Source organism: Paraburkholderia sp. EG304 (genome assembly GCF_046543485.1).
Classification (GTDB): Bacteria; Pseudomonadota; Gammaproteobacteria; order Burkholderiales; family Burkholderiaceae; genus Paraburkholderia; species Paraburkholderia youngii.
In genome coordinates this window covers 147,587-168,068 of sequence record NZ_JBKGUA010000017.1, presented here as the reverse complement: position 1 = coordinate 168,068, position 20,482 = coordinate 147,587, and the positions used below count along the sequence as shown (strand labels likewise).

The following is a 20,482-nucleotide window of genomic DNA, read 5'->3' as shown; positions in this document are numbered from 1 at the left end:
TCGAGGCGTATCAACTGCGAGAGGGACAACGATGAATGAAATCACCCTTCCGGTCGATCTAATTCACTGGATTCTGGCAACACTTTCCATCATCGCCTTGCTTGTCTTTCTGGTTCCGCTGCGTTGGCGGGCGCCCGAGGCAGGCCCTGGCGCGATGTTCGTTGCCGGCCTGATTGCCGTATTAGCATTCCGCACCCCGATCACGACTTTGGCTGTCGCCAGTGGCAAAGGCGTATGGGATGCCATATTCATTCTCTATGTAATGTGGCCGGCGCTTCTGCTCTATCAGATCACCAAACAGGCCGGCGGCTACGACGCACTTCGACACGGCATTTCCCGTTTCAGCCGCAATGATTTATTCGTCATTCTCGGCCTCGGCTGGGTATTTTCGTCTTTTCTTCAAGGCATTGCGGGTTTCGGCGCGCCAATTGCAGTCGTCGCCCCGCTTTTGCTCGCGATCGGTGTAAGACCGGTCCATGCCGCCGCCATCTCGATCATCGCGCACGCATGGGCGCGCTTCTTCGGCACCCTCGGTGTCGGCTGGCTCGCGACGTTGCAGGTGGCCGACATTCAGGACGTGGGACGCGCCGCTTTCGAATCGTGTGTGCTGCTGCTTATTCCGACGTACTTCGGTGGCCTGCTGATCGTGTGGCTATACGGCCGCTGGGCCGCGGTGCGTCACGGATGGCCGCTGGTCCTGATCCTCGGCACGATCCTCGGCTTCGGCCAGTTGATCTTCGCGTTCCTGAGCCCTGAACTGTCGACGTTCCTCGCCGCAACCGTCGCGATGGTCGCCCTGTATCCGCTTTCGCGCTGGCGTCGGTTCAGGGAGCCGGTTCCCGCGGCCGAGGTCCCGGATCGTCCGGCGATGGACCCGGCCGCCGTCGGCATGCAGACCGAAACCGAAGAGCCGGTGATGAGTCTCGGCATGGCATTCCTGCCGTATGTCGTGCTCACGGTCGTTACCTTGGGCATTCTGCTGATTGGCCCATTGAACGATGCGATGCGGCAATTCCGCATCGGCCTGCCGTTCCCCGAAGTGACCACGGGCTTTGGCGTGCGAAACGCGGCCGTCGAGCGTTACGCGCCGTTCTCGCCGTTCACCCACCCGGGGACGATGCTGCTGGTCTCCGCGATCGTCGTGTGGATCGTGTACCGCGTGAACGGCTTCTACGGCGCGTGGCAATCGCGGCATGGCGGCGAGAATCTGGGGCGCTCGCTGATCGTCGACGGCGTGCCCGCATCGCTGCCGGTCATCGCTTTCCTCGTGACGAGCCGGGTGCTCGACCATAGCGGCCAGACCCAGGTGCTCGCGCACGGTATCGCCGATGTGTCGCCGCCGCTCGTCTATGCGGGCATCGCGAGCGTGATCGGCGCGTTGGGCGCGTTCATGACGTCGAGCAGCACCGCGTCGAACGTACTGTTCGGCGGCCTGCAGAGCGATGTCGCGCAACTGCATTCGCTGCCGACCGAAGCGATCATCGCCGCGCAGGCGGCCGGCAGCGCGTATGGCAACGCGATCGGCCCGGCCAATATCGTGCTGGGCACCAGCATCAGCGGCATCAAGGGACAGGAGGGCGCGGTGATGAAGCTGGCCCTTCCGTGGACGGTCATCGTCGCCATCCTGACCGGCATCGGCACGATCCTCCTCGTGATATTCGCGTGAGGTGACTCGTATGGACAAGCTCGTTGCGGAAACCCTGGCGCTGCTTCTGATGTTCGCGGGTTTTCCGCTCACCAGCAGGGGCTCGGTCACCGGCAACATGCTGCTGTTGGGGCTGGGGCTGCTCTGCGTGCTCGCCGGCGGAGCGTTGCCGATCATCACGCGGTTCATGGATCACTCGAACGACAAGATCAGGGACGCGGGCGTCGAATTCGACGATCGGGCTTCCTGATCGAAGCGGCGCGCCCGTTCCTTCGCCGCAGTTGCTTCGCCGTCGCACACTCCCGGCAAGCATCGGGCGCCGGGGCCATTGTGGCGGGTCATCTCAGGGGAGCTTTTCACCATGAGTCATCCTAATGGGCCTCGTACCGGTCGCCCACCCACGCGCGCACCGCATGGCATGGTCGCCACGCCGCACTATCTGGCAAGTCAGGCCGGTGTCGAGATGCTGCAACGCGGTGGAACCGCGGTCGATGCCGCGATCGCCGCGAACGCGGTGCTGTGCGTCGCCTATCCGCACATGGCCGGACTCGGCGGCGACGGCTTCTGGCTGATCGCCGACGGCAACAGCGAACAGATTCACGCGATCAATGCGAGCGGACCGGCGGCGCAAGGCGCGACGCTCGCCCACTATAGCGGCATCGCCATCGACAACGAAATCGCGGCGCGCGGCCCGCAGGCGGTGCTGACCGTGCCGGGCGCGATCGACGGCTGGCGTCTCGCTCACGAGCGCTTCGGGCGCCTGAACTGGGCGGACCTGTTTGCGGCGGCAATCGGCTATGCGCGCGACGGCGTGCCGGTCTCCCGCTCGCTCGCGGACTGGACCGTGCAGGACGTGCCGATCCTCACGCGCTACCCGGAAACGGCCGCGATCTTCATGCCGGGCGGCCGCGTGCCCGCCGACGGCGAGAAGCTCGTGCAAACCGCGCTGTCGCAGTCGTTGCAGCAACTCGCCGATCAGGGCCCGCGCGCCGGCTTCTACGAAGGCGATCTCGCGGCGCGCATCTGTGCCGGCGTCGGGGCCGCCGGCTCGCCGCTGCAACCGGTCGACTTCGCCGCGTACCGCGCGGAATGGGTCACGCCGATCAGCACGACGTATCGCGGTCATACGGTCTACGAGCTACCGCCGAACACCCAGGGCTTTACGCCCTTGCAGATCCTGAACCTGATCGAAGGCTACGACGTGACCGCGTGGGGCGAAGGCACCGCGGACTACTACCACCACCTCGCCGAAGCGGTGAAGATCGCGTTCGCCGATCGCGAAGAGTGGTTGACGGACCCGCGCTTCGTCACGATTCCGGTCGACCAGCTGATCACGAAGGCCTACTGCGACGAACGCCGCAAGCTGCTCGACCCCGAACGCGCGCTCGACATCTCGACGGTCCCGCCCGGCATCGCCTATCAGTATCCGCACGACCGCCGCGCGCCGGACGGCGACACCTGCTACTTCTGCGCGGCCGACAAGGACGGCATGGTGGTGTCGCTGATCCAGTCCATCTATCACGACTTCGGCAGCGGTGTGCTCGGCGGGGACACCGGCATCATCATGCAGAACCGCGGCGCGTTCTTTTCGCTCGACGAGCATCACCCGAACTGCCTGCAACCTGGCAAGCGCACTTTCCACACGCTGATTCCGGCACTGATGACCCGCGACGGCAAGCCTTGTCTCGCGTTCGGCTCGATGGGCGGCGAAGGTCAGCCGCAAACCCAGGCCGCGCTGGTCACCCGCATCGTCGACTTCGGCTACGACGTGCAGCAGGCGATCGAGGCGCCGCGCTGGCTGATGGGCCGCACGTGGGGTACCAAGTCGCGCAACATGTCGCTCGAGGGGCGCATCTCCGACGAGGTCGTGCGCGAATTGAAGCGCCGCGGCCAGCCGGTGCAGATGGTCACCGACTGGAACGACAACATGGGGCACGCGCACGCGATCGCTGTGGATCGGCAACAAGGCTTTTACGAAGGGGGCGCCGATCCGCGCGGCGACGGCGCCGCGCTCGGGTACTGAGGAGGACTGATATCGGCTCCCGCAAACGGCCGGCAGTTGGGGCTGCCGCGCTCGCGCACCGCGGCTCCATACGACGGGAAAAATAGATGAACCCGATGATCGTGACCTCGCTGGTCCTCGCCGTGACGATGGCGCTGTTCATCTGGAACAAGGTGCCGGCCGCCGTCGTTGCGGTGATGTCGCTGATCGCGCTATATCTGACCGGCGTTCTGACGATGCGCGAGGCGTTGAGCGGCTTCGGCGATCCGCTGATCGTGTTCATCGCGGCGCTGCTCGGCATCGGCATCGGCCTCGAAACGACCGGTGTCGGCACATGGGCGGGACAGTGGCTGATTCGCCACTCGGGCAGCAGCCGCAAGCGACTGATCGCGTCGCTGCTGATCCTGTCCGCGATATCCACTGCGCTGATCGGCATGAACGGCGCCGTCGTCGCGATGCTGCCGATCGCGGTCATCATCTGCGTGCGGACCCAGCTCGCGCCGTCGCAACTGATGATGCCCGTGTCGATCGCGTGCCTGACCGGCGCGAAGCTCACGTTGCTCGGCAGTCCGGTCAACGTGATCGCATCGAGCGCGGCCGATGCGCTCGGCGGCGCGCCGATCCGCTTCTTCGAATGGTCGATCGTGGGTCTGCCGTTGTTCGCCGGCACCCTTGCGATCATTCTGATACTCGGCCCGCTGTTGTTGCCCAGGCGCAGCTCGAATTCGCTGCCGGCCGATTTCAGCCAGCACGCGCACACGCTGGTCGAGCAATACCGGCTCGCGGACGGCCTGTTCCGGCTGCGCGTGCGCGCGGGCTCGCCGTTGATCGGCAAGACGCTCGACAGCATCGATCTGTCGCGATACCCCGGTGTCAGCGTGCTCGGCCTGACCGACGATGAAGGCGCCGAATGCGCGCAGAAAGAAGCGAGCGAGGGCCATCACCTGCTGGTGCGCGGCGACGCGCAAGGCATCGCCCGGCTCGCGAACGACTTGCATCTCGCGATTCGCGAGCCGCTCGCCGAAGCGCAGGCGGTCACGAATGCGCTGTTCAATCGCTCGTCGGGTCTCGCCGAAGTCGTGATACCACCGCGCTCGGGGCTGATCGGACAAACCGTGTTTCCGGGCATGGCGACGCACGAAGGCGATCTGATCGTGCTCGCGATACAGCGCGGCGGCAACAACGTCCCCGAGCCGTCGACCACGCTGCTCGCGGGCGACCATCTGCTGTTCAGGGGCACATGGGAAGCGCTCGACAAACACTTCTCCGACCCGCAGATACTGATGGTCGATTCTCCGCAGATGGTACGGCGCCAGACCATCGCGCTGAGTCGCGGCGCGCGCGAGGCGCTCGCGATCCTCGCGGTGCTGGTCATCCTGCTCGCGACGAACGCGGTACCGCCCGCGGTGGCGACGCTGATGTGCGTGACCGCGATGGTATTGACGCGCGTGATCACACTGAACCAGCTGTACACGATCGACTGGAATACCTGCGTGCTGGTCGGTGCGTTGATTCCTCTCGCCACCGCGATGTCGAACACCGGGCTCGCGTATCAGATCGGTGATTACGTGATCCAGGCGGTCGGCTCGGGCGGCCCGCGCGCGGTGCTGGCGGGACTCTTCTGCGTGGCCGCGGTGCTGACCCAGGTGATCTCGAACAACTCGGCGGCGCTCGTGACGGTGCCGATCGCGGTCGCCACCGCGCAGGAACTCGGCGTGTCGGCGACGCCGTTCCTGGTCGCTGTCGCGCTCGGTGCGGGCGCGGCGCACTTGACGCCGATGAGTACGCCGGTCAACCTCGTCACGTACGGCCCGGGCGCGTATGAGTTCGGCGACTACTGGAAGATCGGCCTGCTGATCGTGTTGTGGTCGATGGCGGTGGTCGTGTTCATTGCGCCGTTGTATTGGCCGTTCTAGCCGCGATATCGGCCGCCCTGCCCCTACGCCATCAACAGCGCTTCGTATTCCGCGCGGAACTGATCGATGGAACTCTCCACCACCGTCACCGCGCCGTCGATCAAACCGCAACGCCCGCTGCCGGGAAGAACGCGGCACAGGTTCTCCAGTGCATCCAGATCGGCTCGCACGCCGCGGCCCGTGTCGAGCCGGTTCAGAAGCCGCATCATCTGAAACGTTCCGCCCTTGCAAGGCGGGCACTGGCCGCACGAACCTTGGGCGAAGAAGTTCACGTAGTCCGCGACCTTGCGCACAATGCTCGTGCCTTCCGACACCACGATCATCGCGCCCGTGCCGAGACGCGAACGGCGTTGACGCACCGAGTCGAAGTCCAGCGCCACGTCGAGATCGCGCTTGGTCAATAGCGTGTTCGATGGGCCGCCCGTGAAGACCGCCTTGAACTCCTTGCCCTGCAGCATGCCGCCGCCGTGCTGGAACACCAGCGTCTCGAGGCTCGTGCCCATCGGCAGTTCGTACAGGCCGGGACGCAGCACGTCGCCGGAAAGAGAATAGAGCTTGGTTCCGGCAGCATTGCCCACTCCGAGCTCGCGATACCACTGCGCGCCGTGGCGCAGAATCCCGGGCACGTGGGCCAGCGTCTCGACGTTGTTGACGATGGTCGGCGCGCCGTGCACGCCCTGCTCCGCGGGGAAAGGCGGTTTGCGCCGCGGAAACGGAAAGCCGCCTTCGACGCTCGCGATCACCGCCGTCTCCTCTCCGCCGATATACAAGCCCGAGCTGGGCACGACGCCGAGCGACAACGGCGCACCGATCCAACGCTCGATAGCGGCGAATTGCGCGTGTCCCGACCACTGCCTGACCGCCTCGCGAGTCGCGGCGAGCGACCCCGTCTGATGCGGATTCACGTACAAGACGACATGGTTGGCCCGCGTCGCCACTGCGGCAATCAGCGCGCCCTCGATCACCTGATGCGGTGTGTGTTCGAGCAGAAAGCGATCCTTGAAGGTGCCCGGCTCGTCTTCGTTGCCATTGCAAACGACGTACTTGTCGCCGCCGGGGGCGCTCGCAACCGGCGCCCACTTTCGATGCGCGGGGAAGCCAGCGCCGCCCATGCCACGCAAATCGGCCTCGGCGAGCGCGGCGATGATCGCCTCCGGGTCGTCGAGCGCTTTGGCGAGTCCCTCGCCGCCGCCGCGCGCGAACCATGCATCGAGGTCGGCGCCGACGCGGAAATCGTCCCTCATCAAGCACTGATTCAGCGTTTGCATCGCGTGCTCCGTGGTTCGCGTCACCGGATGCCACCGATCACGCGGCTCCGCGCGCTCGTGCGCAATCCCGCATCGACTCGCAGATCGAAATGCGCATAGGCGGGAAAGAGTTGCGGCGCTTTCACGTGAAGCGGCAGTCCCGCCAGCGTCAGCTCTCTCTGCCAAGCGTGCACGTGACCGATTCCGGCGCGGTTCGTCATCACCCATTCCCTCGATTGCGCGGCCTTCGCGCCAGCACGCCGGCCCATGCTCAGAATGTCGAGCAGCGCGTTGCCCATCAAGCGGTTGCGGCCGTGGATGCCGCCCGTCACCTCGCCGACGCAGAAAAGGCCGGGGACGTTGGTGGCGCCATCTTTGTCGATCGCGACGCCGCCGTTCTGGTAGTGGAGCGTGGGATAAACGAGGAACGGCTCCTGCGCGGCATCGATGCCGCACTTGTCAGCGAGATGGCGAAGCGTGACGAGGCGTTTGGCCAGAATGCCCGGATGCTCGAGTTCGAGTGTCGGCGTATCGAGGAACACCCCGACCTGGCCGTCGCGCTCGATCCCACGGCCTAGTGCGCACTCACGCAGGATCGCCGAAGCGACCACGTCACGCGGCCTGAGTTCGTCGACGAAACGTTCGCCTTCGCCGTTCAGCAGTCTCGCGCCGGCGGAGCGCGCCGCCTCGGAAATCAGGCCGCCCGCCAGATGGTGCGGGTAGGCGATGCCGGTCGGATGGTACTGGAACGAGTCGAGTTCGCGCAGGTGCGCGCCGATCCGATAGGCGAGCACGAGGCCGTCGGCGGTGGCGCCGTAGTGGTTCGAGGTCGGAAACGAATTCAGATGCAGTCGCCCCGCGCCGCCAGTGGCGAGGATCACGGCGCGCGCACGCACCAGCACGAAGGTACGCCATTCGAGGTTGTAGATCACCGCGCCGGCGCAACCGCCGTGCTCGTCGGACAGCAGCTCGACCAGAGGGCAGCGGTTCCACAACTCGATGCCCGGATCGAGGTCCACTGCCTCGCGCAGCACGCGCATCATTTCGAGGCCGGTATAGTCCCGATACGACAGAATGCGCGCCGCCGATGCGCCTCCGGGTTTCTTGCGCAGCAGATTGCCGCCAAGCGGCTGGTCCTCTTCCAGATCGAACATCATGCCGAGCTGGATCAGCCAGCGAATCACATCGGGGCCGTCCATCACCATCTGGGCCACGAGTTCGGGCTCGCCGCAGAAGTGTCCGGCGCGAAGCGTGTCCTCGAAGTGCAGTTGGGGACTGTCGTCCTCGCCGATGGCCGCCTGGATTCCACCCTCGGCCATCACCGTATTGCTGTCGCCAAGACGCAGCTTGGTGGCGAGGATCACGCGCGCGCCCTGCTTCGCCGCCGTGAGCGCCGCGGCGCAGCCGCCGCCACCGCCGCCGATTACCAGCACATCGGTCGTGATCAGCTGCGCGCCGGCGATATCGACATCGTCGATCAGCGCGTTAGCCTGCAGATGGCGCGCGAGATCGGGCTGACACGGCTCGCCGCGATTGACCCCGACACTCAGCGTGACCCGCGCATGCGGCCCATGATCGGGGTGATAAGCCTTCAGCAGTTCAGCGACCGGGACGTCGTCGCCGCGGAGCGTGGCCGCCATCCCGGGGCGGTAGCGCTGGCGCGCGGTTTCGTAGGGTATGCCGGCGGACATGACGATTCGCTCCGGTCAGCGCGGCGGTCGAGCGCCAGGCGCATCGAAGTCGATCTTCAGCTCGCCGCTCTCGATCTGCTGCAGCCGCCGCATCAGATTGGCCGGACGCAGCGAAAGCGACGCGATCATCCGGCGCACGAACACACCCAGATGGTTGGGCCGGATATGCTCGGGGCATGCGAGCGTGCACAGGTTGCACATCACGCATTCGTCGAACACCTGGCTCGATGCGGGCAGATTGCCCTCGACCGCGAGGTTCACGCCGCGCTGCACCTCCAGCCCCTTCGGACAGGCGCGATCGCAGCCGCTGCAATGACGGCAATGCGCCGCTTCGGGGAAGATCTCGGCGATCTTGCCGAGCGCCTGCCAGCTGTCGCTGATCTCTTCCATTCGATACAGGTGACGCTCCGACTCGGTGAAGTAATCGAGGAAGGCGACCTGCATGCCCTCTTCGACGAGGGTCTCGCAGGCGAGCGCGGTTTTGACTTCCTGCTCGCCGCTGCGTCGCACCATCACGCGGCACGAGCCGCACACGCCCTGGGACATGCAGCCGACACCCTCGACGAGAGTCTGCCCCGCATGCCCCATGGCCTGCAGAATCGAGCAATTGCCCGGCGCCTGAATCTCGCGCCCTTCGATACTCACGCGAACCATGGCCTCGCACTCTCCTTGCATGCCGTGAACACTTCACTGGCGAACGCGCAAAAAAGGTCATATAAACCTTAGCACAAGGACGGTTATGAGAATGGAGCATGGCATGAAAACTTTCTGGAAGGCCGTCGCTCCTCTGATCGTGGCGATCGTGATCGGACTGATTCCCGCGCCGCCCGGTCTCGCGCAACACGCGTGGTATTACTTCGGGATTTTCGCGGGCGTGATCGTCGGGCTGATGCTGGAGCCCATTCCGGGCGCCGCGATCGGTCTTATCGCGGTGACGCTCGTCGCTGTGTTCAGCGAGTGGGTGTTCTTCAGTCCCGCGCAACTCGCCAAGCCCGGTTTCAATGTTGCGAACGCGGGCCTCAGTTGGGCGCTTTCCGGTTTCTCGAACAGCACCGTCTGGTTGATCTTCGGCGCCTTCATGTTCGCCCTCGGCTACGAGAAGACGGGGCTCGGCAAACGCATTGCATTGATGCTCGTGCGGGCGCTGGGACGTCGGACCCTCACGCTCGGCTATGCGGTGATGGTGGCGGACGCCGTGATCGCGCCATTTACCCCTTCCAATACGGCGCGCAGCGGCGGGACGATCTTTCCGGTGATTCGCAGTTTGCCGCCGCTTTACGACTCGAAGCCGAACGACCCGTCGGCGCGGCGCATCGGTTCCTACATCATGTGGACCGCTATCGCCACGACCTGCGTGACGAGCTCGATGTTCCTCACCGCGCTCGCACCCAATCTGCTCGCCGCGGAACTCGTCAAGAAAACGGTCGACGTCGACCTCGAATGGACGCAGTGGTTTCTGGCCTTTGCGCCCGCGGGCATCCTGCTGCTGCTGGCCATCCCGCTGCTGACCTACGTGCTGTATCCGCCGCAAGTGAAGCACAGCGCCGAAGTGCCGAGTTGGGCTGCCCAGCAACTGAAGGAGATGGGGCCGCTCACCAGACGGGAAATCATGCTCGCCGTGCTGGTACTGATCGCCCTCGCGTTATGGGTCTTTGCGGACGACTATGTCAATCCGACGACCGCGGCGCTGATGGTGATCGCGCTGATGCTGGTCACCCAGGTAGTGAGCTGGGACGACATGCTCGGCAACAAGCAGGCGTGGAATACCCTCGTGTGGTTCGCGACGCTGGTCGCCCTCGCCGACGGGCTCAGCAGGACTGGCTTCGTCAAATGGTTCGCCGGGACGATATCGACTCATATGGCAGGCTTTCCCCCGACGGAGGCCGCGATCGTCCTCGTGCTGATCTTTTTCTTCACGCATTACATGTTCGCGAGCGTCACCGCCCATGCGACGGCGATGCTGCCGGTCATGCTGGCGGTGGGCTCGACCATTCCCGGCATGCCGATGGAGGCGTTCGCGCTGATGCTGTCGCTGACTTTGGGGATCATGGGCATCCTGACGCCGTATGGAACGGGGCCGAGCCCCGTGTACTTCGGCAGCGGGTATCTGCCTGCGGGTGATTTCTGGAGACTCGGGCTGATTTTCGGCGTCATTTATATCGCGGTATTTCTCCTGATTTGCGCGCCGATCCTGCTATGAAGTTTGAGGCCTGTTCTTCTAGATATCGAAGTACAGGTAAAACTCCCATGGATGCGGGCGCAATTTGATCGTGTCGATCTCGCGGCTGCGCTTGTAGTCGATCCATGTCTGAATCACGTCGTCGGTAAAGACTTCGCCTTTGCGCAGGAACGTGTTGTCGGTTTCGAGCGCCGCCAGCGCCGCTTCGAGCGAGCCCGGCACCTGCCGTATATTGCGCGCTTCTTCGGGCGGCAAATCATAGATGTTGCGATCGAGCGGTTCGCCGGGATCCGTCTTGTTTTCAATGCCGTCCAGACCGGCCATCAGCATCGCGGCGAAAGCCAGATACGCATTGGCCGACGGGTCCGGACAGCGAAACTCGACGCGCCGCGCGTTCGGCGAATCCGAATACATCGGAATGCGCGCCGCGGCCGAGCGGTTGCGCTGCGACATCGCCAGATTGACGGGCGCCTCGTATCCCGGCACCAGGCGCTTGTACGAATTCGTCGTCGGCGCGCAAAAGGCCATCAGCGCGGGCGCGTGCTGAAGCAATCCGCCGATGTACCAGCGGCACATGTCGGAAGTCAGCGCCCAGCCGCCCGCGTCGTAAAAGAGGTTCTGCTGGTCTTTCCACAGGCTCTGGTGACAATGCATGCCGCTCGCGTTGTCGGCGAACAGCGGCTTCGGCATGAAGGTTGCAACCTTGCCGTGCCGACGCGCGACGTTCTTGCAGATGTATTTGTAGATCATCACGTTGTCGGCCATGCGGGTGAGCGTCGCAAAACGCATGTCGATCTCGTTCTGTCCGGCGGTCGCGACTTCGTGGTGATGCACTTCGATCTGCACGCCGGCCTGCTGCAGCGTCAGCGCGATTTCCGAGCGGATCTCCTGCAGCGTGTCATGAGGAGGCACCGGGAAATAGCCCTCCTTATAGTGCTGCTTGTAGCCGAGGTTGCCGCCGCCGTATGCGCCCTCGTCGCGGCCGGTGGTCCAGTCGCCCTCGGCCGACTCGACGTAGTAGTAGCCGCAGTGCTGATCCTGGCCGAAGCGGATCGAGTCGAAGATGAAGAATTCGAGCTCCGGCCCGAAATAACACGTCGTCGCGATGCCGGTCTGGCGCAGGTAGTTCTCCGCCTTTTTCGCCACGTAGCGCGGATCGCGCGAATACGGTAGTCGCAGAACTGGATCGACTACGTCGCAAATGATCGACAGCGTCGGCGTGCCGCAAGCCGGGTCGACGAAGGCCGTTGCCGGGTCGGGCCGCAGCAGCATGTCGGACTCGTGGATCTCCTGGAAGCCGCGGATCGATGAACCGTCGAAACCGATGCCGGCGCTGAACAGGTCGTCGTGAACTTCGGGGAGCGTGATCGAGAAATGCTGCCAGAGGCCGGGCAGATCGGTGAATTTCAGATCGACGATCTGAATATCGCGCTTTTGCAGCAGGTCGATCACATCGCTTGCGTTTTGCGGTCGCGTGACGCGATAACTGCCCGCTTCGACGGACGCCGCAAACGGCGATCCGGTGCTTCCTTGCGTACTGGCCATGAGCTTTGCCCTCTTGCGCCCCCGTTACCGCCGGTTTACTTATAGTCCAACGTTAGTACTTCCGTGGGCGAAAACAAGGCGGCGGTCCTAGCGGTCCTGCTCCAGGCCCTTCAAATGGGCCTGCCCCGCATCTCTGGCAGCGGCGGCGGTCGCATATGTCTCGTCCGAAACGAGCGAGCGTCTGACCTCACGGGCCGCGAAGTCGACCAGCGTGATTACCCAGACATGCTCGCCACCCTGCTCCGCCGTTTGCACGAAAGCGCGCACGTCGCCCTTGTCGTCTGATTTCATCGTGACCTCCTTGTGGAAGAGTCGCGCAGGAAACGGCTGCGCGACGATAAAGACATTCGCGAGCCGCGGTGCATTCCTCGCGGAGCGCGTAACTTGATCTTAGGCAATCGAATCGGTCCGTTGCCGGTTTTCTCGCTTCCGATGGCCTTCCCAAATCGCGTGCCGCACGTCGGGATTCCGAATGCGGTTCGCGCCAATCGAACTTAACCCGTTTGCCGCGCGGAACGGCGTCCGCCCAGCCGTCTTGCGAACGACATGAGCGAAGCTCGCGGCAATTCTTCAACGGAAAGCGCCCACAGCGAATACGCGACGCTGCGCTGGAACAACAAGCTGACTGCAGTCCGAAGCTGACCCCGGCCCAGCGCGTACACCGAATCGGTCACGGCGATCGCACCGTGCATCAGAATGCTGGCGTGCCGATAGCATCCCATCATGCAGGCATTGCAGGGTTCGCATTGATCGGGCAGACGGTCGAGGTCGAACACGGAGCCCATCGGCTCGGGCCATGCCTCGCAACGCCAGACGTCGAGGTTCCAGTCGATATAAAAGTACTTGCTGCCACCGATACATGGAACCAGTTGCCGTTCACCGCGCACGAAGCGCGCGACCTCGTCCAGCGCGGCGCTCGGGTCCATCACACGGAAGCGCTTCTTCAGGCGCGCGATCGCGCTCAACGCTTCGAGTAATTCGTCGGTGTTCAGGTCGACGAGTTTCGAATCTTCGTCGTACACGAGCGAAGTCGATCCAAACGCCTCGCGCCGCGGATAGGAAAAAACGACCGCATCGAAGCCGAGCCGGTTGAGCGTCTCGGGAAGCAATTCGTAACGGACCAGACGGCTCACCGTAATCGATGCGCACACCTCGATGCCGAAGCGATGAGCTTGCGTGATGCCCTCGCGGATGCGGGCCTCGAGACCGCGCAGGCCGCGGTTGTGCTCATGCTCGCGCATGTCCGCGCTATCGATGGAAATCAGCAGGCGCTTGAGGCCGGCCTCCGCCAGTTGCTTGATATGGCGCGGAAGAAACCAGCCGTTGGTGATCACACCGCACTGAATGCCGGCCCTGGTGGCCGAAGCCACCAGCGATGCGATCTGCGGATGAACCAGCGGCTCGCCGCCTTGCAGCGTCATGTAACGAATCCGGCGTCTGCGCAGGATCGGCAGTGCGCGCGCGAATTCATCAGGATCGAGATAGCGACGCGGTCCGGCCAGATTCTTCTCGCGAGAGAACCCGCAGAAGTCGCATGCGGCGTTGCAAACGTTCGTCACCGATACGTCGCACACCGCGGGCAGCGGATTGCGCGGTTCGCTGACGGCGCCGTCTACATGCCGTAGATCGCGCCACTTGATGATCCGCTCTGTCGTATTCATGAGACCCTCGCTGCCTGCCGATGAATTCGTCACGAGGCTTCATAGAATACGCTCACTGCGCTGAGCGTGATCGTTGTTACGCCTGCCGTCGGCTTTCGGTGCGTGCCGTCAATGCGAGTCCGATCGCGGCAATACCAGCGAACAGCGCCGGCAGCAGGAATACATTCGGCAGGCCCAGCATTTTGACCCCGAGACCGCCGGCGACGCCGCCTAGCGCCGAAGCGAGAGCCGTCGAGCTCATGAAAATCGCCGATGCGGTCGCCAACGCGCTCGGAAGCAGGCGTTGAGCAACGAGGATGCCCAGCTCCATGAAGATGCCCCCACACACCCCCCATCAGAATCTGTCCCGCGAACATGCCCGTTGCGGACGGCCACAGCGCAAAGCAAATGTTGGCGAACACCCTCAGGGCGGCCGCGATACACATCAACCACACGTTGCCGAGCCGGCGACCCAGCCCGATGCTGAAGGGCATGATGAGAAGCTCGAGAGTCCGGCCAACGGCAGCGAGGCGCCAAGTTCCTTCACCAGGAAAAGAACGATCCGCGGCGCGGCCGCTGACGTGCCGAGTCCCGACAGAAACATCGCGAGCGTCGAGCCGCGAAACAGCCTCGACGTTGCAACTTGACGCAATGCGGATTCACTAGCGGTTTGATTTGAAATCGTTAGAGCTTCACTGCCGGTTTGGTCAGGCATCGTGAAATACGCGAAGCCGATGCCTGAAACGGGACACGCTGAATAGCAACGGACCACGCGAAACGCCTGATTGAATCGGTGCTAGCTAACCGCGCTATGAATCATGCCGACCATAGGCCAATATCGGGGGGGGGGGGGCGCAAGAACAGCGCAGTCGTCGAGCTCGGAGGAATCAATCAGTTGGCAGAAACACTCGAGCATCTGCTTTGGCGATGCGCCACGGTCGATCACCGCATCGACACCCGGCCACTCTGCGAAAGGAGACAGCGTACTGGACAGAACCGCAACCCGGCATTGCGGGCAGTGCTTGTTGATCAACTCGATCGCTTTTAACTTCGATGCAAGATGGCAGTCGCCGTCAAGCACCGTCAGTTGTGCGTTGCTGACGATTTGCCCCCGTACCGCATCAGCGCACGTCTCGAGCGTGGAAACGAAGCCTCGCACCCGGGCGATAACGAAGAGGGATTCGGCAATCGGCTCATGTCCTCTGCGGAGGACGAGCAGGCGCCGTCCCTTACCAACGTTTGGCATCATGGTTCGCGCTCCATTGGCAACCAGCAACGCGTAAATTGACTTCCACCTGAGAATCGTAATGCGATACCTCTCGCACGCCTCGGTGTAAGCGAGTGAATCCTCGCCCGACGTGGAACGGGCAAGTTCCAGGGCCTCGAACGCCGAATCGACTTCGCTCAGCGATATATCGAACGCATCTCGCGTATCCATGGCGAGTATTAGAGTCGAGTCACCTGGATTTCCAGCATACGTCGGCCCAGCCCCGTGCAAAAGGTCGGCCGTGCGAAAGTGATTTCTTTTCGTCCGTTGGTCTTTCGTGCACAACTCTTTTCTGCCCTCGGCGATTCGTGGGCTATTTCAACGGTTCGTCGGATTTGAAGCACTGCTCCCGCTTTCGGGTCTCTGGGGCAGCCAGCGCGGCCGGACGGCTTGAGCGGTAAGCAGATACTGGTGGCTGCAAAGTCTGGGATTCATTCTTGGCAAGTTCTGCCGGGCCGCTGCCGCGGGTTCCTATGCGATCGGCGGCACGATACTTGCGCGCTTACATCTCAACTGTTTCCAGCTTTGCACGCTCACATCCAACTTACCAATCGTCACGAGGCGATGGCGAGAATCGGCGAGCGAAGATCCGTCGGCAGGAGAGAACCGACGTTCGAATGTCCGCGAGTACCGCGAAGACAGATTTCAGCTTTTTCGGGACGTTTTTGGCACAAATGGCGTGGGTATGTGCTGGACCTTTTCGCTTCCGCACTTCGGGCAAGCGGGATGAGCGTCTTGATGTTCAGCAAGATGCTCGGCATGTTCGAACATCTCACCGCATTTCTCGCACCTGTACCGGTAGGTCGGCATGGCATTCCTCCAACGAGAATCCTGCACGTCGCGCTGACCAGATACGTCTACGACGTCGACAATAACCCATTCTAGTGCAGGAAAGTGCGGGAAACGTCCGCGTACACGTCGCGCATCGCCGTTCAATCCGATGCCCCGCTGATTGCGGCACTGACCGCGACTATCGGTTTGCCCCGTCACCCACCAGCCGAAAAACCTGCACCGCATCTTCCAACGTGGACGCCTGTTCCTGCATGCTGGCCGCCGCGGCTGCCACCTGCTCGACCAGAGCAACGTTTTGCTGGGTCATCTCGTCCATGTGTCCGATCGCGCGATTGATTTCGCCGATGCCGGTACTTTGCTCGTTGCTCGCGTGCGTAATCTCACCCATCAAGGTGACCACACTATCGACGGCTGTGACGATTTCGGTCATGTCCCGGCCAGCCTGGTCGACCAGTTCTCCGCCTGCATTGACGTTGCCGACCGAATCCGTGATCAGCGCCTTGATTTCCTTGGCGGCCATCGCGCTGCGTTGGGCGAGGCTGCGCACCTCGGCGGCGACGACCGCAAAGCCGCGCCCCTGGTCGCCGGCGCGGGCCGCCTCGACGGCCGCGTTCAAAGCCAGGATATTGGTCTGAAAGGCGATCGAATCGATCATGCTGATGATGTCGACGATCTTGCTTGAACTGCCGCGGATCAGCGACATGGTGGTGACCACACGGCCCACCACGGTGCCGCCTTTGACCGCGAGATCGGAGGCCGACGCGATGTGCTGGTTGGCGTGCGACGCGCGTTCGGCATTGGCGCGGACCATCGCAGTCAATTGTTCCATCGTCGAAGCGGTTTCCTCGAGCGAGCCGGCCTGCGCCTCGGTGCGGGACGATAGCTCCGCGTTGCCGGCGGCAATCTCGCGCGCGCCCAGCGCGATCATATCGGACGCGCGTCGCACGTTGCCGACTACCGAGGCCAGGCCGACACTGATGCCGTTCATCGCCTGCATCAACTGGCCGAGTTCGTCGCGACGGCTCACATGCACCTGCGCGGTCAAGTCGCCGGCCGCCAGTTTTTCCGCGGCGGCCTTCGCTTCGAGCAGTTGCATGCCGAGACCGCGCCGGGTCGTCACGAAGACGAGCGCGCTGACCACCAGCGCGCCGAGCAGCCCGAAGCCGATCACGCCGGTTGGCAGGAAAGGCGGCGACGCTCCCGCGGGGCTCGCCGGGTCCGGGAGGACCACTACCTGCAGCAGCCGACCATAGCCCAGCAGGAGTACGGTATTCGCGGCGAGGGTCAGCAGCGCGAGCCTCGCTCCGATCGACAGGTTCCACACCTCGCTGACATCGAGGCCGACGTACAGCGCGCCGATTACGGCGCCGGAACTGTCCCGGATCGGCTCGTACCGCGTCATGTATTGCTTGCCGAATAGCGTCGCGTAACCGGTGTAGGGCTGCCCGCTGCGCAGCATCCGATAGCCGGGGTGCGAGCGGTCCAGTACCGTGCCCACGGCTCGCTCGCCGGTTTGCCTTTTGACCGAAGTCGCGACGCGCACGAAGTCTTCGCCAATTGCGACGAATAAGGTGCCCGTCGCGCGGGTCTTGTCGGTGAAGCGGTCCACTTCGCCGTAGTTGAGGTTCAGCAGCGTGCCTCCGTTCAGCAGCCTCGGCGTCATCACACCGAGGATGTCGACACAGCTTGATTCGTCGCGTGTAAATGGAGCTGGAAAATACCCGGCGAGCGTGCGCGCGTGACGACGCACCTGGGCCTTGAGCGGCAGCAGAGAGTGCATGAAGTGAACCCCGGTCGACTGTATCAGCGATCCGAATGAATCGGACGTTTTATTCTGATTTAATTAGACAGAATATTGCATGAGATGGCAATAGAGGTTGCTCGCTAATCTCAGTTCACTGACAGTGAGGCGCCAGCCGGGTCATAGATGCTTGAACACGCCGCACGCCAGAGCACGCAGTTCTTCGAACTGCGTGACCAGTTGCAGACATAGAAGGAAGGCGAGCATGGCCGAAGGTCCCGGATAGCGTTCGATCCATCGCAGCACCGGGGTCGCGTAGCGCGTGCGAATCGCATCGCGTGTCAGGATCAACGTGATCCCGATTCCCAGCGCGGCGCCCGCCAGCAAATCGGTCGGAAAGTGAAAGCCGAGATAGGCGCGCGGAAGGCAAATGAACAGCGCGGTATAGAGAAGCGCCAGCACGCCGATGCCCCGCCACACGACGAAGATGCCGGTGGCGACCGCCATCCATAGCATGGCGTGATCGCTTGGAAACGAACTCCAGTCCGACAACTGCGCAGCCTTGGTCGCGCCGCTCGCGAACTGCATCCGCAGTTCGGTGCTGTAGATGGGACGCACTCTAATGGCAGCCAGTGCGCCAGCAGCCTTCCGACGAAGAGCGCCACGACACCGCTGAGAAGCGTCGCGAGCACTATTTCGCGCCGCCATTCGGCGCGTTCGTCTCGTTGAAACCAGATCCACCAAAGCACGGCAATCAATACCAGCCCTTTAAAGGTGTACAGGTCGGCGATGGCTTGTATCGATTGGGTCGCGAAATGACCGAAGTGTATGCTGGACAGATATGTTTCGATGGTCGAATCGAAGCTGTTCATGTTTTTGTAATTAATATCTGCTAATCGCAGCGACAGATCAGCATAATCCAGCCAGGCGACGAAAAATGAGGCGTAGACAACGTTTGCCATCAATTTTTTTTCGCTCCGATACCGCACGCGCCCTCCCCGTCATGGCGCCCCCTTCACCTGCTCATGCGGCTTCTCCACCCCCGCCATGCTCAGCGCCTCATGCAGCGTGCCGAAAATGCAGCGCTCCTCGACGATCGGCGTAATGCCATGCCGATCCATATCCGAGCGCAAATAGCGATTCACCCGCGCAAAGACCACCTCGATCCCATCGCGCTTGAGCGCCGAGCACAACTCGCCCACCGAGCGCGCCGCCGAATAATCGACGTCCGTGATCGCGCTCGCATCGACGACGAACCAGCGCACGGCGTTCGGTGCGTGCTCGATCAGGCGGCGCGCATCGTCGACGAAAAAATGATCGTTCGCGTAGAACAGGTCGGCGCCGAAGCGATAGACGATCAACCCCGGCGCGGTCTCGATGCCGGGCACCGCCGGCACCGGCACCCACATGCCGTCGCCGTTGGGCGCGAGCATCATCGTGTGCGGGCGGTAGCTGTGCCGCACGTGACGCAGCAAGGACAACGCGACCGCGACCAGAATGCCGTGCTCGACGCCGATCAGCACAACCGCCGCCGCCGTGAACAACGCTAGCGCGAACTCGCCGGGGCTTTCCCGGCGAATCGAAAAGAGCGACTGCACGTTGATCAGGCCGACCGCGATCGTAAACACGATGCTCGCGAGGATGCAGTGCGGCAGATACTGCAGATAGCGGCTGAAAAACAGCAGCACGATCACCACGACCGCAGCGAACACGAGCTGCGCGAACTGGCTGCGCGTGCCGGCGCGATCGGCCATCGCGGTCTGCGTCGGGCTGCCGTTGACGACGAACGCGCCGGAAAACGCCGCCGCCGCGTTGGCGGCCGCGATGCCGAGCAGGTCCGCGTTGGTATCGACCGGCTCGTGATAGCGCTCGGCGAACACGCGGCTCGCGGCGGCGCTTTGCGCGACGATCATCACGAAGCACGAGGCCGCGACCGGCACGAGATCGAGCATCTGCTGCCACGTCACCAGCGGAATCCGCAGCGGCGGCAAGCCGCCCTCCACCGGTCCGAGGATCGAGATGCCGTGCGCGGCGAATCCGAACACGTCGCTCGCGGCAATGCCTCCGACGACCGCGATCAACGGCACCGGCAGGCGCGGCCAGAACCGCTTGCAAACGAGAATCGCAGCCACCACGAAGAGCGAGATCGCCAGCGTCGGCCGATTGATCTGGGTGGCCTTGCTCACCACGAGCAGCAGTTGATCTACGCTGCGCGCCGCATGTCCGGGCACGCCGAGCATGTCGCCGAGCATCGCGATGCCGACCTGCACGCCGACGCCGGCGAGAAAGCCGACCAGCACCGTGCGAGACAGGAAATCGGCGAGAAAACCGAGCTTGAAGATGCGCGCGACGAGCAGCAAGCCGGCCGTCAGCAGCGCGACCATCGCCGCGAGCGCCGCGTATTCGGCGCTCGACGCGGGTGCCATCGTCTCCAGACGGCTCGCGAAGATCGTCGCGGTGGCCGAATCGGCAGCGACGACCAGATGCCGCGACGCGCCGAAAAACGCGAACGCGATCAGCGGCAGAAACACCGTATAGAGCCCTGTGACGGCCGGCATACCGGCAATGCGCGCATAGCCGAGCACCTGCGGTATATCCATCGACGCAAGCTGCACACCGGCCAGCGCATCACGCGCCGCCGCGATCCGGCTCAAAGGAAGAACGCCCTTCAGCACGCTGGCACGTGCCGCCATTTTCTGCAGAGAATCTTGCATGTGCGATGCCGACCCAAAAACGAAGGTATCGCGCATCGTGCCGCGAACCGGCACGCCAAGGCAAGACTTGTGAAAGGTAAAACGGGCTATTGATGAAAACGGA

The 20,482-nt window shown here is 63.4% G+C and carries 17 protein-coding genes and 1 pseudogene; 6 read left to right on the top strand and 12 right to left on the bottom strand.

The features are described from left to right. The first annotated feature begins 31 nt into the window (after positions 1-31). From ACLFKU_RS21450 to ACLFKU_RS21435, 4 genes are all read left to right on the top strand, one after another. The gene (locus tag ACLFKU_RS21450; protein WP_410850385.1) at positions 32-1,666 is read left to right on the top strand and encodes an L-lactate permease; all 1,635 of its coding nucleotides are present in this window, start codon (positions 32-34) and stop codon (positions 1,664-1,666) included. A 10-nt stretch (positions 1,667-1,676) separates the two neighbouring features. Continuing rightward, on the top strand, positions 1,677-1,895 hold the full coding sequence (locus ACLFKU_RS21445) for an EmrB/QacA subfamily drug resistance transporter (protein ID WP_410850384.1): 219 nt from the start codon (positions 1,677-1,679) through the stop codon (positions 1,893-1,895). Between the two features lie 111 nt (positions 1,896-2,006). After that, complete coding sequence (gene ggt / locus ACLFKU_RS21440; RefSeq protein ID WP_410850383.1) at positions 2,007-3,668, top strand: gamma-glutamyltransferase; 1,662 nt, start codon at positions 2,007-2,009, stop codon at positions 3,666-3,668. 86 nt (positions 3,669-3,754) lie between these two features. Further along, positions 3,755-5,563 (top strand): SLC13 family permease, encoded by a 1,809-nt coding sequence (locus tag ACLFKU_RS21435; RefSeq protein WP_410850382.1) that lies wholly within the window; start codon positions 3,755-3,757, stop codon positions 5,561-5,563. A gap of 23 nt (positions 5,564-5,586) precedes the next feature. Here the strand turns inward: ACLFKU_RS21435 and ACLFKU_RS21430 are convergent, their stop codons facing one another. Genes ACLFKU_RS21430 through ACLFKU_RS21420 form a run of 3 tightly spaced genes read right to left on the bottom strand, consistent with a single transcriptional unit; the run spans position 5,587 to position 9,155 of the window. Next, entirely contained in the window at positions 5,587-6,831 is a 1,245-nt protein-coding gene (locus tag ACLFKU_RS21430) for an NADH-quinone oxidoreductase subunit F (RefSeq protein ID WP_410850381.1), read from the bottom strand. 20 nt (positions 6,832-6,851) lie between these two features. After that, positions 6,852-8,501 carry an FAD-binding protein gene (locus ACLFKU_RS21425; RefSeq protein ID WP_410850380.1) on the bottom strand — a complete coding sequence of 550 codons (1,650 nt, stop codon included), beginning with the start codon at positions 8,499-8,501 and terminating at the stop codon, positions 6,852-6,854. A gap of 15 nt (positions 8,502-8,516) precedes the next feature. Beyond that, on the bottom strand, positions 8,517-9,155 hold the full coding sequence (locus tag ACLFKU_RS21420; protein ID WP_410850379.1) for a 2Fe-2S iron-sulfur cluster-binding protein: 639 nt from the start codon (positions 9,153-9,155) through the stop codon (positions 8,517-8,519). A gap of 103 nt (positions 9,156-9,258) precedes the next feature. Between ACLFKU_RS21420 and ACLFKU_RS21415 the strand changes: the two genes are divergently transcribed. After that, entirely contained in the window at positions 9,259-10,701 is a 1,443-nt protein-coding gene (locus ACLFKU_RS21415; RefSeq protein ID WP_368585812.1) for an anion permease, read from the top strand. 18 nt (positions 10,702-10,719) lie between these two features. Here ACLFKU_RS21415 and glnA read toward each other — a convergent pair whose 3' ends face one another. From glnA to ACLFKU_RS21395, 4 genes are all read right to left on the bottom strand, one after another. After that, positions 10,720-12,225, bottom strand: a complete 1,506-nt coding sequence (gene glnA, locus ACLFKU_RS21410; RefSeq protein WP_368585813.1) for a type I glutamate--ammonia ligase — start codon at positions 12,223-12,225, stop codon at positions 10,720-10,722. 87 nt (positions 12,226-12,312) lie between these two features. Then, positions 12,313-12,516 carry a hypothetical protein gene (locus tag ACLFKU_RS21405; RefSeq protein ID WP_013091358.1) on the bottom strand — a complete coding sequence of 68 codons (204 nt, stop codon included), beginning with the start codon at positions 12,514-12,516 and terminating at the stop codon, positions 12,313-12,315. Between the two features lie 203 nt (positions 12,517-12,719). Continuing rightward, complete coding sequence (locus ACLFKU_RS21400) at positions 12,720-13,886, bottom strand: radical SAM protein (protein ID WP_410850378.1); 1,167 nt, start codon at positions 13,884-13,886, stop codon at positions 12,720-12,722. A 76-nt stretch (positions 13,887-13,962) separates the two neighbouring features. Then, positions 13,963-14,127, bottom strand: a complete 165-nt coding sequence (locus ACLFKU_RS21395; RefSeq protein WP_410850377.1) for a hypothetical protein — start codon at positions 14,125-14,127, stop codon at positions 13,963-13,965. Positions 14,128-14,194: 67 nt separating this feature from the next. On the opposite strand from ACLFKU_RS21395, the gene ACLFKU_RS21390 reads away from it, so the two are divergent. Further along, positions 14,195-14,512 (top strand): hypothetical protein, encoded by a 318-nt coding sequence (locus ACLFKU_RS21390; RefSeq protein WP_410850376.1) that lies wholly within the window; start codon positions 14,195-14,197, stop codon positions 14,510-14,512. Positions 14,513-14,661: 149 nt separating this feature from the next. On the opposite strand, the gene ACLFKU_RS21385 is transcribed toward ACLFKU_RS21390, so the two are convergent. From ACLFKU_RS21385 to ACLFKU_RS21365, 5 genes and pseudogenes are all read right to left on the bottom strand, one after another. Beyond that, positions 14,662-15,303, bottom strand: coding sequence for a hypothetical protein (locus tag ACLFKU_RS21385; RefSeq protein ID WP_410850375.1), 642 nt, complete (start codon positions 15,301-15,303; stop codon positions 14,662-14,664). Between the two features lie 474 nt (positions 15,304-15,777). Further along, the gene (locus tag ACLFKU_RS21380) at positions 15,778-15,942 is read right to left on the bottom strand and encodes an FmdB family zinc ribbon protein (RefSeq protein WP_368585818.1); all 165 of its coding nucleotides are present in this window, start codon (positions 15,940-15,942) and stop codon (positions 15,778-15,780) included. Positions 15,943-16,102: 160 nt separating this feature from the next. Then, complete coding sequence (locus tag ACLFKU_RS21375; RefSeq protein WP_410850374.1) at positions 16,103-17,704, bottom strand: methyl-accepting chemotaxis protein; 1,602 nt, start codon at positions 17,702-17,704, stop codon at positions 16,103-16,105. A 141-nt stretch (positions 17,705-17,845) separates the two neighbouring features. Beyond that, positions 17,846-18,537 (bottom strand): annotated as a pseudogene (locus ACLFKU_RS21370) (phosphatase PAP2 family protein). A 129-nt stretch (positions 18,538-18,666) separates the two neighbouring features. Continuing rightward, entirely contained in the window at positions 18,667-20,379 is a 1,713-nt protein-coding gene (locus ACLFKU_RS21365) for a SulP family inorganic anion transporter (RefSeq protein ID WP_368585820.1), read from the bottom strand. Between the last annotated feature and the right edge of the window lie 103 nt (positions 20,380-20,482).

Coding starts and splice junctions, on each gene's coding strand:
- ACLFKU_RS21450 (WP_410850385.1), top strand. CDS start 32: ATGAATGAAATCACCCTTCCGGTCGATCTAATTCACTGGATTCTGGCA.
- ACLFKU_RS21445 (WP_410850384.1), top strand. CDS start 1,677: ATGGACAAGCTCGTTGCGGAAACCCTGGCGCTGCTTCTGATGTTCGCG.
- ggt (WP_410850383.1), top strand. CDS start 2,007: ATGAGTCATCCTAATGGGCCTCGTACCGGTCGCCCACCCACGCGCGCA.
- ACLFKU_RS21435 (WP_410850382.1), top strand. CDS start 3,755: ATGAACCCGATGATCGTGACCTCGCTGGTCCTCGCCGTGACGATGGCG.
- ACLFKU_RS21430 (WP_410850381.1), bottom strand. CDS start 6,831: ATGCAAACGCTGAATCAGTGCTTGATGAGGGACGATTTCCGCGTCGGC.
- ACLFKU_RS21425 (WP_410850380.1), bottom strand. CDS start 8,501: ATGTCCGCCGGCATACCCTACGAAACCGCGCGCCAGCGCTACCGCCCC.
- ACLFKU_RS21420 (WP_410850379.1), bottom strand. CDS start 9,155: ATGGTTCGCGTGAGTATCGAAGGGCGCGAGATTCAGGCGCCGGGCAAT.
- ACLFKU_RS21415 (WP_368585812.1), top strand. CDS start 9,259: ATGAAAACTTTCTGGAAGGCCGTCGCTCCTCTGATCGTGGCGATCGTG.
- glnA (WP_368585813.1), bottom strand. CDS start 12,225: ATGGCCAGTACGCAAGGAAGCACCGGATCGCCGTTTGCGGCGTCCGTC.
- ACLFKU_RS21405 (WP_013091358.1), bottom strand. CDS start 12,516: ATGAAATCAGACGACAAGGGCGACGTGCGCGCTTTCGTGCAAACGGCG.
- ACLFKU_RS21400 (WP_410850378.1), bottom strand. CDS start 13,886: ATGAATACGACAGAGCGGATCATCAAGTGGCGCGATCTACGGCATGTA.
- ACLFKU_RS21395 (WP_410850377.1), bottom strand. CDS start 14,127: ATGAGCTCGACGGCTCTCGCTTCGGCGCTAGGCGGCGTCGCCGGCGGT.
- ACLFKU_RS21390 (WP_410850376.1), top strand. CDS start 14,195: ATGAAGATGCCCCCACACACCCCCCATCAGAATCTGTCCCGCGAACAT.
- ACLFKU_RS21385 (WP_410850375.1), bottom strand. CDS start 15,303: ATGGATACGCGAGATGCGTTCGATATATCGCTGAGCGAAGTCGATTCG.
- ACLFKU_RS21380 (WP_368585818.1), bottom strand. CDS start 15,942: ATGCCGACCTACCGGTACAGGTGCGAGAAATGCGGTGAGATGTTCGAA.
- ACLFKU_RS21375 (WP_410850374.1), bottom strand. CDS start 17,704: ATGCACTCTCTGCTGCCGCTCAAGGCCCAGGTGCGTCGTCACGCGCGC.
- ACLFKU_RS21365 (WP_368585820.1), bottom strand. CDS start 20,379: ATGCAAGATTCTCTGCAGAAAATGGCGGCACGTGCCAGCGTGCTGAAG.